Source organism: Acidisphaera sp. S103 (genome assembly GCF_009765975.1).
Classification (GTDB): Bacteria; Pseudomonadota; Alphaproteobacteria; order Acetobacterales; family Acetobacteraceae; genus Rhodopila.
Genome location: NZ_LMUJ01000067.1, coordinates 1 through 13,453, shown reverse-complemented (window position 1 = coordinate 13,453; position 13,453 = coordinate 1). Strand labels below are relative to the sequence as shown.

Genomic DNA, 13,453 nt, shown 5'->3' with positions numbered 1-13,453 from the left:
CGCGCTTCGTCCGTCAGTGCGAAGATGGCCGGGACACGCCCGGCCATGACGGTTGGCCAAGAACAGGACTACGGCCCCTTGAACTCGATCGCCTGCGCACCCTGCCACAGCACCATCTTCCCCAGCGCGATCAGATTCTCATTCCCCTCCACAATCGTCAGGAAATGGTTCCCCGCCAGTTGCCCCATTTTGCTGGCGAACTGAACACCGCCGTAGGCCAGCAGTATTTCGGTCTCGGAGAAGCCGCCTGGATACAGCAGCAAATGCCCCGGCGCCGGATAGCTGGTCGCGTTCTCGAATGTCAGCCCCAGATCCAGGTCGCCCAGTGGAATCCAGCAGCCTTCGCCGCTCCACCGGACATGGATGATGCGTTCCCGGTATGGTAGGAGAGAGCGGAATTTTGCGCAGGTTTTTGGTGCGTCGGCGTCCTCAAACCTCGCCTTGAAGGTGTAGGGGCCGGCGACGATATCGATCAGGCTCATGAGGTTTCCCTTCACACCAAAAACGCGCTGGCGTCGAAGCCGAACGGCACGTTCCCGGTTGGTTTGATCATGTCATACGGCCCGCGGGCCAAGAACTGGCCGGTGCCGGGTTCGGCCTGCACCAGACCGTCTTTCATGACGACCTCGCCGCGGCGGATGGTGCAGACCGGCCAGCCAGTCACCTCCATTCCTTCGTACGGTGTGTAGTCGATGATGTGTTGCATCAGCCCGTTGTTGATCGTAACGACCTTGCCGGCATCCCACAGCACCAGATCGGCATCCGCGCCTGGTGCGATCGTTCCCTTCCGCGGATACAGCCCGAACAACCGCGCCGGGTTGAACGATGTCAGCCGCACGAAGGTGCTCGGGTCGATGCGGCCTTTCGACACGCCTTCGCTGAACACGATCGGCAGCCGGGACGCCAATCCCGGCACGCCATTCGGAATATCCCGGAATGATGCATCGGGTCCGGCGATGCGCTTGCCTGTTGGTGTTTCATAGCTCGAGCCGCTGTGATCGGAGGACGTCACGTCCAGCACCCCTGCCCGTATCATCTTCCACAGGCCTTCGCTGGCGGCGGCGTCGCGCGGCGCCGGGCTGCACATGAACTTGGCGCCTTCGAATCCCGGCCGGTCCATATCTTGCGCTGAAAGAACGAAATACTGCGGGCAGGTCTCGCCCCAGACCTTCAGCCCGCGCGCCTGGGCACGAGCGATTTCTTCCGCGACTTCGGGGCAGGAAACGTGGAAGATCTGGATCGGTTGATCGATCATCTCGGCCAGCGCGATCGCCCGATGGGTCGCCTCGCGCTCCACCACGCTGGGCCGGGACCACGGGTGGTATTTCGGGTCCGTTCGTCCATCCGCCAGCAGCGCCGCCGTGCGCCAGCGGATCGCGTCGTAATTCTCACAATGGATGGTCACCAGCGCTCCGGTGCGCCTGGCGGCCGCCAGCACGCGGATCAATTGGCGGTCATCCAGGTGCATCGGCTCGTAGGTCAGGAACACTTTCAGGCTGCGCACGCCGGATGCGACGACTTGCGGTATTTCGTTGAAGACAACTTCATCTGTTGCATCGGTAATGATCTGGTGGAAGGTGTAATCCACCATCGCCTTGGACGCCCGCCGGCGATATTCCGCCAACGGTTCCAGGATCCCATGCCCTTTGAACTGGGTGGAGAACGTGATGACGCTGGTTGTGCCGCCGGCCAGCGCGGATGTGCTGCCGGTGACGAAACTCTCCTCATCGGTGCCGCCATTCGCGCGCAACTGCTCGATATGGCAGTGCGAGTCCACGCCGCCGGGCATCACCAGCAGGCCATGGGCATCGACCGTGCGTTCACCGCGCAAGTTAAGTCCGACGGCGGCGATGCGTCCGCCGACGACACCGACATCGGCCTGGAACATATCCGACGCCGTGACCACCGTGCCGCCGGCGACCACCAGATCATAATCAGCCATGACAGTAAGCCCCCCTTGTTTCAGCGGTTGTCGATCACGCTGACATGCGCCGCGACAATCCGCCAACCAGCCGGCATCCGAACCCAGGTCTGCATCTGCCGGCCGACCTTGCCGGGCACGGTTTCCCGATGGAACAACGTCGAAGCGGTGGCGGAGTCCCGCCCGTAGGTCGTGATGACCGTGCGCGATATCGTCCGGGCCAGTCCCGCCGGCGATCTGGCGGCGCGGAATGCCCCGATCTCGTGGTGCCCGTAGAGGTTTTCGCCGATGCCGTAACGGATCGTATGCGGACTGTCCCAGAACAGTGCCTGCAAGGTGTCTACATCGTTGCTCATCAGCGCCGTCTCATACCGAGCGAACGCGGCTTCGACCTCGGTTTTCACATCGGGCAGGTTTATGTCCATCGCTCAGCCCTCCAGCTTCGCCGTTGGTGCCACGGCGACACCGTTGGTTTCGAGCGCCCTGGCGATGCGCAGCGCCACGTCTTCTCGCCACGGCGCGGTGATGATCTGCACGCCGATCGGCAGGCCCGCCGCTGTTGGCACCGGAACCGCCACCACCGGTAGGCCGATGAACGAGATCGGCTGGGTGTAGATGCCGATATTCGGCCGCAACAGCATTTCCTTGCCGTCCAGCACGAAGGTTTTCTGCCCGATCAACGGGGCCACGGACGGCGTGGCGGGCGCCAGGATCGCATCCACGTGCTCAAACAACCGCAGCACGTCCGCCTGGTACCGGCGGCGGAACTTCTGCGCTTGCACGACGGCCACGGCGGGCATCAGTGTCCCGGCGATCAGACGATCCCGAACATCGGCATCGAAATCGTCCGGCCGGGTCCGCAACCGATCCAGATGCAGCGCGGCCCCTTCCGCCGTGGTGATGATATACGCGGCACTGCGCGCCCGTTCGGCCTGCGGAATCGTCACTGTCTCGGACGCACCCAGTGCTTTCGCGACGGCATCCAGGGCGGTCAGTGCCTCGGCCGATGCGCCCGTTCGGAAATACCCGTCCGCGGTGGCAATGCGCAGCCCGCCGATGCCGTGATCCAGTAACCCCGACACCGGATCGGCTGGGCGGTCGACGCATGCCGGATCGGCGGGATCGAAGCCCTGCATCGCGTCGTAGGACACCGCGAGGTCCGCCACGGATCGCGTTAGTGGCCCCAGGTGATCAAGGCTAGACACGAACGGGAAACTGCCGGCCCGGGTCAGCCGTCCATAGGTCGGTTTCAAGCCGAACAAGCCGCAGAACGATGACGGCACCCGGATCGAGCCGTTGGTATCGGAGCCTAACGCCAGCGGCACCAATTCGCCGCCGACCGCGCTGCCCGACCCGCCCGACGATCCACCCGACATGCGTTTGGTGTCATGCGGGTTTCGGGACGGCCCGTCATGCGCGTTCTCGCCGGTAAAGTCGTAGGCGTATTCGCCCATGTTCAGCGCGCCCACCAGGATCGCGCCGGCTGCCTCCAACCGCGTGACCAACGGCGCATCGGCGGTGGCCGGCGGATGATCGCGGTTGATCTTCGACCCCGCCAGCGTCGGCAACCCGGCCACATCGATCAGGTTTTTCACCGCGAATGGCACTCCGGCCAGCGGCCCCTTCGCCCCCGCCGCGTCCATCGCCGCCGCGCGTGCCTTGGCTCGGTCGGCCAGCACCGCGGTGAATGCGTTCAGGACCGGATTCAGGCGGTCGATCCGCGCCAGGCAGTCTGCCACCACGGCTGTCGCGCTGGTGCGTCCCGATGTCACCGCCGCGGCGATCTCAACCGCGTTCATGCCCGGAACACCGGTGCCGGATCGAGATGGTCGGACACGTCGGCCTGCATCACCGAGGCCGCGCGTTCGAGCGAGAATGCCAGATGCATGCGTACCGCCTGCCGCCATTCCGGTTTCATCTGAATGCCAAACATCGCCGTGCCGGTATCGATCAACGCGTCCAAAGCCGCTTCATCCATTGTCTCAGCCCCCGGATTTCGTTCGCAGCCAGGCGCGCCAGCCGCCTAGATGGGTGATGTCAGGCGCGTCCCCGATCCCGGCGGACTCTGCCAGAAACCCGAGGACCGGGCCATCGTCCAATACAACCGTCCCGAAACCCAACGGCGGCGGCACCTGGGCCAGCAACGCTCCGATGGCGGAGGTCGGCAAAGTCCAGACCTCGCCGGCGATAGACGCCCCGTCGTCGGCCCGCACCAGGCCTGGCCGATTGCCCAGCGCGAACAACCGATAGTCCGGCTGCGTGTGTGCGTGGCGCAGGAACCGGCCGCCCAGCGACGTGATCTGCGGGTTCAACGGCAAACCGGCCATGTGTGCGCCGATGCAGAACAACGCGGTTTCGTCGGGCGCCAGCGTGTCCGGTTCGGCGGGCGGCGGCAGCGCCAGACCGGTGGCTCCGACGGTCGTGGCGCAATGCCGGTGCAGGGCGTCGGCGATCCCGGCAAGCCGCCCCTCCGACCAGGCAGGTCCGAGTAGGACGCCACCGATCGGGGTGCCGTTCGGGGTAAAGCCGATGGGAACGGCAAACCCGGCCATGTCACAGAGGTTGGCGAAATTGGTGAACGTGCCCAGTCGGCTGTTGGGACCGAGTGGATCGGCCTCGACTTCCGCTAAGGTCGGGCAGAACGGCGCTGTAGGCAGCAGCAGCGCGTCACATCGGGCGAATAGCAGCGCAGCCTGACGCCGGGCCTGCTGCAACAGGTGAAAGGCGTCGAACGCATCCACGGTTCGGCGTTCCAGGCCTGCTTCCAGGACGGTCCGGGTGGCCGGGTAGAGGATGTCCGGTTGCATCTCCAGAATCGCGCGCAAGGCGGCGGTTCGTTCGGCCACCCACGGTCCTTCGTACAGGAGGTGGGCAATGTTCAGGAATAGCGCGATATCGACCGGGGCCGCCTTCAGGAATGATCCGGCGACCTGATACGCCCGGGCAACGTCGGCGTCGCACAGCCCTGCCACGTCGGCCATCGCCACGCAGTCCCCTGCCAATCCGCGCCTCAGGTGCGGGAACGGCGCTGCTCGGGCGTATGGGTCTTCGGCATCGTATCCCGTGATTACGCGTTGCACCGCCAGCGCCTCATCCACCGAACGGGCAAACACCGAGATCGTGTCGATCGACCGGCACGCCGGGACCAATCCCCTGGCGGACACACTGCCCACTGTTGGCTTCAATCCGACGATATTGCCGAACCCCGCCGGCACTCGCCCCGATCCCGCGGTGTCCGTGCCTAGCGCGAATTGGACGATGCCCGCTGCCACCGCGCAGGCTGACCCTGAGGACGATCCGCCTGGCACCAATGCCGGGTCGAACACGTTCCTGGGGATCCCATAGGGGCTGCGCGTGCCGACCAGCCCGGTGGCGAACTGGTCCAGGTTGGTCTTCCCCAGCAGCACTGCGCCGGCTTGCAGCAACTGTTGGACCGAAGGTGCGCCCACTTGCGGCACATAGGAAAAGCCAGGGCATGCCGCTGTTGTCGGTATCCCTGCGACGTCGATGTTGTCCTTTACCGCGAACGGCACACCCCACAGCGGCCGGCCCTTGGGTCCCTCGGCCTGCAATGCCCGGGCCTCCGCCAGCACGGCGTCATCCGGGCGTCGGGTAATCCAGATCGCCGGATCGGCATGGGCACGGTCGGCGGCAATCGCCGCCTCCGCCATCTGTACGGGCGTCACGATGCCAATCCACCCACGTCACGACCATACATCGGGCAATCTCCAGCCAGCGAACGGGCAACACGCCTACAGCCAGGATTTAGGCAAGAAAGGGGCCAAGGCGATGCCTCAAACAGCCAGCAGGCCGACCAGGTCGTCCTCCAGCACCGCGCAGGTCAACCGGCCGCCGATTCCTGCCCCGGTATCCAGCCCGATCCGGTTGCCCAGGATCGGCACCGAGGGGCTGGATGAGTGCCCATGCACCACGACGAACCCGTGATCCTGCTCCGACGACAAGAACGGCTGGCGCATCGTGGTCAGGTCATCCCTGGATTGGTCCGTCAGTTCCATCCCTGGCCGAATGCCGGCATGCACGAACAGATAGCCGCCCTCCCGATGCGTCAGCACGAGGCTGCGCAGGAACGCCACATGCTGGGGGGGTAACGCCACTTCCCAAGCTTCCCGAGGCAGGTCCGGATCCAGGCCCCAGCTTGCCAGGGCCTCCTTCCCGCCCGCCCATAGCCAGTCGGTCGCAGCGGCGCGGTCGCCATCCAGGGCGTCCAGCAGCATCCGCTCATGATCGCCCAGCAGGTTGACGACCTGCACCGCCGGCGCGGCCGTGAGCACCGTCAGGACCCCGGCGCTGTCCGGCCCCTGGTCGATGTAATCGCCGAGATGCACCAGCAACGTGGTCCGGGTCGGGCGCGCCGCGATATCCGCCGCGATCAGGGCGTGCAGCGCGACCAGTTTGTCGCGACAGCCGTGAATGTCGCCCACCGCGTAGACCCGCCGGCCTGCCGGCAAGCGGCCGGGTGCGCGCATGAACCGGATGGCTTCCGCCGACCCCGCCATCTGCCGTGGGCCGTTGAATGTCGGGATGGCAGCTGCGTCCAGCGCCGCTCGCATCCCCGCCCTGCGCAACGGGCGCCTCACGCCCCGGCCCGCCTGTTTCTTCTTTTACGAAGCCTGCTAACCTGCCCAGGCACAAGCAATCGGAGGGAACCCTTGGCCAAAATCACATTTCCCGTGGAAGCGAGCCACATCATGATGTTCGCCCGAGCGATCGGCGACACCAATCCTGTGTATCACGACGCGGCGGCGGCGAAAGACACCGGCATCATCGCCCCACCCAGTTTCCCCCAGGCGGTCGCTCAGTTCGACCCGGACTACCACCTGCGCCCGAAAGCCGGGCAGAAATGGTTCGGATCGGCCAAGGGTCCCAGCGGGATCGAGGGCAAGCCCACCTCCTCCGGCGGCCTGCATGCCGAACAGCATTACGAATACCACCGCCACCTGAAGCCCGGCGACGTGCTGACGGTGGAAACCAAGCCCGGCAAGACCTGGGAACGGGAAAGCAAGCGCGCCGGCAAGCTGACATTCCGGGAGCGGATCACCGAATACCGCGACCAGAACGGCGAACTGGTGGTGACCGCCCGTGGCGTCGGCGTCACGACGGAACGTCCCGTGGATCAGGGCTGAGCGGAGAAAACATCATGGCACTGAAAGCATCCGCCCTGAAGGTCGGCGACACCCACAGCGAGCGCGTGGTGGAAAACCTGTCCCGCACGCAGATCGTTCAATACGCTGGCGCATCGGGTGACTACAACCCGCTGCACTCGGATGAGGTCTACACGACCCAGGCCGCCGGCTATCCCAGCGTCTTCGCCCACGGCATGCTGACGATGGGACTGACCGGCAAAATGCTGACGAACTATGTCGGCGACGGAACGCTGACGAAATTCGGCGTGCGCTTCACCAACCAGGTGTGGCCGGGCGACACGCTGGATTCCACCGCGACCGTGACCGCGTTGCGGGAAGAAGGCGGGCAGCACTACGTCGATCTGACGTTGTCCACCAAGAACCAGGACGGCAAGGAGGTCGTTGCCGGTTCGGCGACCGCTCGCATCGATCCCTGATGCTCTCAGCTACCAGCCGCCGTTGACGTTGACACATCAGGCTCGTCTTGGGCCGGCGAAGTCCGGGGCATCTGATCCAGCACTTTACTGGGGCGGATGGCTCGGACTGACGCCGGGCCATGACGGGCATGTCACTTCAGCAACGACTGCCGGTCCCGCACGATCGCCGTCATCAGCGCGACCCCGTCCTGGATCGAGGCCAGATTGGCCAGGATCCAGTCATGATCGTGGCCGTCCAGCGTTTGCCGCAATGTTTCGGCCAATCCCACCAGGCGCCGGTCGCAGGTCCCTAGCGCTACCAACGTCTCCGCTTCCTGGCGATATCGCTGGGTCATGCGATCGTTTTCCGGCGCCGGTAACGTGCGGATCGTGCCTTCCAGTTGGCCAATGCTGGCCGACAGTGCCTCCAACGCCTGGGCTCCCGCGACGGCGTCGGGATCGGGCAGCGGCTTGGCGCGAGACGGCGGCGGCAGATACTTCCGGCGGTAGGCGCTTTGCGCGACTTCGATCATCGAACGCGAAAGACCGAGCAGCCAGCAGGCTTTTTCGCGGACCATGAGGTCGTCGGCGCGAAGCTGGTTCTCCAGGCGGTAGAAATTGTAACCCCAGCCGTAAAACAGATTGATAGCGATCTGTTCCAGCGCGTCGACGTTGTAGAACGGCGACCCTGACATCAGGTGCCGCTCCGTCTTGGCGGTTCCATGTCAATCGGGAAGGTACCGAGGGACTGGCCACCGATGTTGAAGGGGACCCCGGCCGCGGCGTTGGGGGCGGAGATCAGGCCACGATCCGCCATGCGCAGGGCCAAGTGGTAGCGCACCGCCTCGATGGGGGACAGGCCGACGGCCTGCAGTGAAATCAGTTCCCGCATCCGTTCGTCCTTAGGCAAGACGAGGATTTTCAGGTCGTTCAGCATGACGCCGTAGATCGCCAGGAAGCCGGCGAGATGCTCTTTGACGACTTCGCGCAACTCACCGATGTGTTCGTTGATGGCTTCCAGTTTGGTGACCTGCACGACCTGGTTGATCGCCTGCTCGATGGCGGGGCCGGCATAGGCGGCAATTTCGTCGGTGTTGATGACGACTCCGCTGAACGGCATATGCGTAATGAGTTTCAGCGCGGCGTCGGCGGTATCGACATGGACGTAATAGTCCACCTGATAAGAGACCTCGGCCATTTCAGCGGTGGTCGCGATCCCCTCGCTTCGCACCAGAAGTTTCGCGCGGTTTATGTAGATGACTTCAAACTGCCACGGCGAACTGCCGCCCCAGAAACCCTGAACCAACGACCCGATCAGCGGCTTGTCGGGGGTGACCAGCGCGTACTGGCCGGTTTCATAGACCTGCAGGACGGCGCCGCGTGACTTCAGGACGCAGAAATGGTTGCTTTCCACGGTGAGCAACGAGCCGGAGACGATACTGTCGTCCGCCTGCTTCAGGGCAATGTTGGTCATGCCCAGCATGTCGGTCCCGTCCCGGTTCAGGGCGGTGATGATCTGTCGGTTCAGGGCCATGGGGGTATCCTTGATTTGGTGCCGGACCGTCCTCGGCGGGCGCCGGAACTGTCAAGTGTATTACTTGTTACATGCCCGCGACGCCGCCCGCCTCGACGAGGTTGCTATCGACCCTTGGCCCAGGCGTCGTAGCGGGCTTTGTTCTCGGCGTTCGGCGGGTACAGGCCAGGCAGCGACGCCCCGTCGTTGACCTGGGACATGATCCATTCTTCCAGCCGCTCCTGATCGGCGGCAAGCGCGGCGACGTCCGCCACAAGCTTCTGCGGAATAACGACAGCGCCGTCGTCATCGACCATGATGACGTCGTCGGGGAACACCGCGACACCGCCGCAGCCGATCGGTTCCTGCCAGCTCACGAAGGTCAGGCCGGCAACCGAGGCCGGCGCCGCGGCGCCCTGGCACCAGACCGGAAGCCCGGTTCCCAGCACACCGGCGAGGTCGCGGACCACACCGTCGGTCACCAGGCCGGCGACACCCTTCTTTGCCATCCGGGCGCACAGGATATCGCCGAAGATGCCGGCGTCGGTGACACCCATGGCATCGACAACGGTGATGCAGCCATCAGGCATGGCTTCGATCGCCGCGCGGGTGGAGATCGGCGACGACCACGATTCCGGCGTCGCGAGGTCTTCGCGTGCGGGCACGAAACGAAGGGTGAAGGCGCGTCCGATCAGCCTGGGCTGGCCGGCCCTGATCGGGCGGGTGCCGCGCATCCAGACATTCCGCAGCCCTTTCTTCAGCAGCACGGTGGTGATGGTCGCGGTCGAAACCCCCGAAAGGGCGGCGAGGGTCGCGGGGTCGATCGTCATGGAACGGGCGTCTCCTGATGGGCTGGCAAGATTCGGCGCTATTGACACGCCATTCGCCAGGTCACGCAAGATACCCCGTCCGGGGCGGCAGCTATTCGGACTCTGTGTCGGTCAGGATGGCTTGTGCGTGAACGCTGAGCTTTGCCAACGCCTTGTGCAGGGCGCTCCATTCCGCCCGGGTCAGGCTAGGTGCCAGCGAGGCCTCAATTTCCCGCGCCATGGGCCCGACTCCGGCATAGGTGGTCGTGCCTTTTCGTGTGAGCCGCAGCAGGCGGCCACGGCCGTCCTCGGGGTCTTGTGTCTGCCTGAGCAGACCGCGCGCCACCAGGCTGGCCGCGGCTCGGCTGACTTTGACTTTGTCCATCGAGGTCCGCTCACCAGCCGCCGTCGGCGACAGGACGCCGAAGCGTCCGACCGCGGCGAGCAGTCGCCATTCGGGCATCGCCAATTCAGTATGAGCAAGATGTTGCCGGGTCATCAGATGCGTTACGGATTCGGCGGCGACGGACAGACGGAACGGTAGGAACTCTTCCAGCCGGAATTCGTCGGCGGCACCTTCGTCTGCGTTTACTGATTTTTTCACTTGAAACCACCCCGAATCACCCGACAATCATGGCGGAAAAGTGGCCGGGCCACAACCGGCATTCAGGCGCCTTGTGCATATTTTTATTGTAAGAGATGGAAACGATATAACTGCGACGTACAGTGAACACGAAAGTGATCTACCTACCCGATTTATCGAATGATTGAGACATGGACCACGAGGCATCAAATGCGCGTGTAGGCGTGAGTCAAGCGTGATTCGTGCCTGACGCAGTACAAATGCCGCGCCGGGCCTTGATTGGCCGCGGATCGGCTCGGTGCGTGCTCAGGGGGGATCATGCTCCGTCGGGCAAAATATTGGCTGACTGCCGGCGTCGCGGCCATACGGGATCATTGCAAAACATCCGAACCCACCGCTGCCGATTGTCTCTTAACCAACTGAATCAGCTCCGCGGGGGACGCACTCCATACGAGCACAATGTAACGGGCACCTGAATGGAGCCCGGCGTGACGATAGGGAAAATCCCTGTCCATGCCTAGATTTATTCTGACTGAAGGGAGAATTTTGCCACCCCGTCGACGGCAGGGGGGTTTGAAATCCAATCAATCGGGCTGGACGGTAAAAGGGTTGCCGCGGCACGACGATGGCGCTGCGCCAGGCGCCTGTCACGCCCGGACAGGCCCTGGATGCCGAAGGCAGCGGGGCTGTGGCAGCTGGCAGGCTGGCGTTGTGCGGCCCGCTCCGCCTGTTCCAACCCGATCTTCAATTGAAACGATGACGGGACGTTCGGCCACCGGCGCGACGTCCTTGTCCCCGGAATGACCTCAAGCACGCCAGTCCGGTCGTCATTCGCCAGACACGGATTACTTATCGGTAATCAACCTGTCGGCGAACCCGCGGCGAGGCGGGGCGGATTGCGATCGGTTCCGCCTCGATCCGCCGCGTGGGTCGTTCGGATAGCGATCGTCGGGGCGTCGATCACAGGCGGCGTCACCGAATGGATGACTTTATATAGATGTCTACGTACCGCGATCGGCGCTTGCCTGCCGGAGCGGCGCCCGCTATACCCCCGCCCCTGTCTGCGAGTCCGGGCCTGTATGGGCATGCCCGGCCGCGACTGCTTGCCGTTTTCGCCCGCATCCGGGCGGGCAGGCGCGAACATGAAGGAGACCAAAATGCCCAAGATGAAGACCAAGTCGTCGGTCAAGAAGCGGTTCAAGATCACCGCGACCGGCAAGGTCCTGGCCGGACCCGGCAAGAAGCGCCATTGCCTGAGCGCCCGCAGCCAGAAGGCCAAGCGTACCAATCGCGGCAGCCAGACGCTGACCCATGCTGACGGGCTGACCGTCAAGCAGTGGGCCCCCTACGGCATCGCTTAAGGGAGAACAGCACATATGGCACGCGTCAAACGGGGTACCACCACCCACGCCCGCCACAAGAAGGTCCTTGAGCAATCCAAGGGCTTCGTCGGCCGGTCGTCCACCAATTACCGCATCGCTCGGGAGCGCCTGGAGAAGTCCCTCCAATACGCTTACCGCGACCGCCGGGTGAAGAAGCGCGAATTTCGCGGCCTTTGGATCCAGCGCATCAACGCCGCCGTCCGTGAGCACGGCCTGACCTACTCGCAGTTCATCTGCGGTCTGAAGAAGGTCGGGATCGAGATGGACCGCAAGGTCCTTGCCGCCATCGCCTATGACGATGCGGCGTCGTTTACGGCGATCGTGCAAAAGGTTCAGGCCGCCCTGGCCTAATACCGGTTTCCAACGAAACCGCGATCAAGGAAAAGGGGCCGCCTGACCAGGGCGGCCCTTTCCGTGTACGGGATGCACCAATGAACGACCTCGAAGCCCTGAAGACCGCCACCGACGCCGACCTGGCCGCCGCCACCGACCTGCGCGCCTGGGATGCCGTCCGCATCGCCGTTCTTGGCCGCAACGGCAGCCTGACCGGTCTGCTGCGCGACCTGGGCAAAACTCCGCCGGAACAGCGGAAGGACCGCGGCGCCGCCCTTAACCGGCTGAAGGATGTGCTGACGGCGGCGATCGAGGCCAGGAAAATCACGCTGGAGGACGCCGCCCTGGATGTCCGCCTGCTGTCCGAACGCATCGACCCGACCCTGCCGCCCCGCCCGCGCGAAACCGGCCTGATCCATCCGATCGCCCGCACCATGGAGGAAATCGCCGCCATCTTCGGCGCGATGGGCTGCACCGTGGTCGACGGGCCGGATGTCGAGAGCGATTGGTTCAACTTCGGCGCGCTGAATATTCCGGCGCACCACCCTGCCCGCGCCGACCACGATACCTTTTATCTACCGCCTCGCGACGGTGCGGCGCCGCCGGTCCTGCGCACGCACACCTCGCCTGGTCAGATCCGCACCATGCTGGCGCAGGAACCGCCGATCCGCGTCATCGTCACCGGCCGCACCTATCGCGCCGACCATGACGCCACGCATTCGCCGATGTTCCATCAGTGTGAGGGCCTGGTGATCGACCGAGGTCTTACCCTTGGTCACCTGAAGGGCTGCCTGATCGACTTCCTGCGCACGTTCTTCGCTATCTCCGACCTGCCGGTGCGGTTCCGGTCCTCCTACTTCCCGTTCACCGAACCTTCCATGGAGGTGGATATCGGTTGGAACCGCAAGACCGGTGAACTCGGCCGTGGCGGCGATTGGCTGGAGATCCTCGGCAGCGGCATGGTGCATCCGCGCGTGCTCGCCAACTGCGGCATTGATCCGCGCGAGTGGCAAGGTTTCGCCTGGGGCATGGGCGTCGAGCGCGTCACCATGCTGAAACACGGTATGGCCGACCTGCGGCCGTTCTACGAATCCGACCTGCGCTGGCTGAAACACTACGGCTTCAACCCGCTGGCCCCCACCATGCTGCATGAGGGCGTTTGATCGATGCAGACCATGATCCAGCGCACACTATCCGCCATGGCCGGGCGTGTCCCACGGTTGTCTGGCACGTTTCTTGATATGATACGGTATCAAACTGTCTCATATCAGGACCCCCTGTCCGGGCACGCCCTTGACGCTTTGCGGCGGTTTGAGAAGTTGGCAGAAGCCGCGCAGATGCATGAGATTGGC

16 protein-coding genes are annotated in these 13,453 nt (G+C 64.3%); 5 read left to right on the top strand and 11 right to left on the bottom strand.

Annotated elements, in window-relative coordinates; all coding sequences use genetic code 11:
* Positions 1–68: 68 nt before the first annotated feature.
* The 7 genes from GSQ89_RS24580 to GSQ89_RS24550 all read right to left on the bottom strand — a co-directional run bounded on the left by GSQ89_RS24580 (position 69) and on the right by GSQ89_RS24550 (position 6,519).
* Positions 69–482 (bottom strand): DUF3830 family protein, encoded by a 414-nt coding sequence (locus GSQ89_RS24580; RefSeq protein ID WP_158930219.1) that lies wholly within the window; start codon positions 480–482, stop codon positions 69–71.
* A gap of 11 nt (positions 483–493) precedes the next feature.
* Positions 494–1,942, bottom strand: a complete 1,449-nt coding sequence (gene hydA / locus GSQ89_RS24575; protein ID WP_158930217.1) for a dihydropyrimidinase — start codon at positions 1,940–1,942, stop codon at positions 494–496.
* 20 nt (positions 1,943–1,962) lie between these two features.
* Positions 1,963–2,346, bottom strand: coding sequence for an oxalurate catabolism protein HpxZ (hpxZ, locus tag GSQ89_RS24570; protein ID WP_158930215.1), 384 nt, complete (start codon positions 2,344–2,346; stop codon positions 1,963–1,965).
* 3 nt (positions 2,347–2,349) lie between these two features.
* Positions 2,350–3,720, bottom strand: a complete 1,371-nt coding sequence (locus tag GSQ89_RS24565) for an AtzE family amidohydrolase (RefSeq protein WP_158930213.1) — start codon at positions 3,718–3,720, stop codon at positions 2,350–2,352.
* Positions 3,717–3,899: a DUF4089 domain-containing protein gene (locus tag GSQ89_RS24560; RefSeq protein WP_158930211.1), complete on the bottom strand. Its 183-nt coding sequence runs from the start codon at positions 3,897–3,899 to the stop codon at positions 3,717–3,719. The genes GSQ89_RS24565 and GSQ89_RS24560 overlap by 4 nt, the downstream gene beginning before the upstream one ends.
* A 4-nt stretch (positions 3,900–3,903) precedes the next feature.
* Positions 3,904–5,607 carry an allophanate hydrolase gene (gene atzF / locus GSQ89_RS24555; protein ID WP_216856361.1) on the bottom strand — a complete coding sequence of 568 codons (1,704 nt, stop codon included), beginning with the start codon at positions 5,605–5,607 and terminating at the stop codon, positions 3,904–3,906.
* A 108-nt stretch (positions 5,608–5,715) separates the two neighbouring features.
* On the bottom strand, positions 5,716–6,519 hold the full coding sequence (locus GSQ89_RS24550; protein ID WP_254073350.1) for a metallophosphoesterase: 804 nt from the start codon (positions 6,517–6,519) through the stop codon (positions 5,716–5,718).
* 72 nt (positions 6,520–6,591) lie between these two features.
* Between GSQ89_RS24550 and GSQ89_RS24545 the strand changes: the two genes are divergently transcribed.
* Together GSQ89_RS24545 and GSQ89_RS24540 are read left to right on the top strand one after the other, a co-directional pair.
* The gene (locus GSQ89_RS24545; protein WP_158930209.1) at positions 6,592–7,065 is read left to right on the top strand and encodes a MaoC family dehydratase N-terminal domain-containing protein; all 474 of its coding nucleotides are present in this window, start codon (positions 6,592–6,594) and stop codon (positions 7,063–7,065) included.
* A 14-nt stretch (positions 7,066–7,079) separates the two neighbouring features.
* A complete protein-coding gene (locus GSQ89_RS24540) occupies positions 7,080–7,502 on the top strand; it encodes a MaoC/PaaZ C-terminal domain-containing protein (RefSeq protein ID WP_158930207.1) in 423 nt (140 codons plus the stop codon).
* Positions 7,503–7,633: 131 nt separating this feature from the next.
* Here the strand turns inward: GSQ89_RS24540 and GSQ89_RS24535 are convergent, their stop codons facing one another.
* The 4 genes from GSQ89_RS24535 to GSQ89_RS24520 form a co-directional block, all read right to left on the bottom strand.
* The gene (locus tag GSQ89_RS24535) at positions 7,634–8,176 is read right to left on the bottom strand and encodes a hypothetical protein (protein WP_158930205.1); all 543 of its coding nucleotides are present in this window, start codon (positions 8,174–8,176) and stop codon (positions 7,634–7,636) included.
* Positions 8,176–9,015 carry an SPFH domain-containing protein gene (locus GSQ89_RS24530; protein ID WP_158930203.1) on the bottom strand — a complete coding sequence of 280 codons (840 nt, stop codon included), beginning with the start codon at positions 9,013–9,015 and terminating at the stop codon, positions 8,176–8,178. The genes GSQ89_RS24535 and GSQ89_RS24530 overlap by 1 nt, the downstream gene beginning before the upstream one ends.
* Positions 9,016–9,119: 104 nt before the next feature.
* A complete protein-coding gene (locus tag GSQ89_RS24525; RefSeq protein ID WP_158930201.1) occupies positions 9,120–9,824 on the bottom strand; it encodes a ribonuclease activity regulator RraA in 705 nt (234 codons plus the stop codon).
* Positions 9,825–9,915: 91 nt separating this feature from the next.
* Positions 9,916–10,407 (bottom strand): MarR family winged helix-turn-helix transcriptional regulator, encoded by a 492-nt coding sequence (locus GSQ89_RS24520; protein WP_158930199.1) that lies wholly within the window; start codon positions 10,405–10,407, stop codon positions 9,916–9,918.
* A 1,136-nt stretch (positions 10,408–11,543) separates the two neighbouring features.
* Here GSQ89_RS24520 and rpmI point away from each other — a divergent pair.
* The 3 genes from rpmI (at position 11,544) to pheS (ending at position 13,264) form a co-directional block, all read left to right on the top strand.
* Positions 11,544–11,747 carry a 50S ribosomal protein L35 gene (gene rpmI, locus GSQ89_RS24515; RefSeq protein ID WP_158930197.1) on the top strand — a complete coding sequence of 68 codons (204 nt, stop codon included), beginning with the start codon at positions 11,544–11,546 and terminating at the stop codon, positions 11,745–11,747.
* A 15-nt stretch (positions 11,748–11,762) separates the two neighbouring features.
* Complete coding sequence (gene rplT / locus GSQ89_RS24510; protein ID WP_158930195.1) at positions 11,763–12,119, top strand: 50S ribosomal protein L20; 357 nt, start codon at positions 11,763–11,765, stop codon at positions 12,117–12,119.
* A gap of 80 nt (positions 12,120–12,199) precedes the next feature.
* Positions 12,200–13,264, top strand: a complete 1,065-nt coding sequence (pheS, locus tag GSQ89_RS24505; RefSeq protein ID WP_158930193.1) for a phenylalanine--tRNA ligase subunit alpha — start codon at positions 12,200–12,202, stop codon at positions 13,262–13,264.
* Positions 13,265–13,453 lie beyond the last annotated feature (189 nt).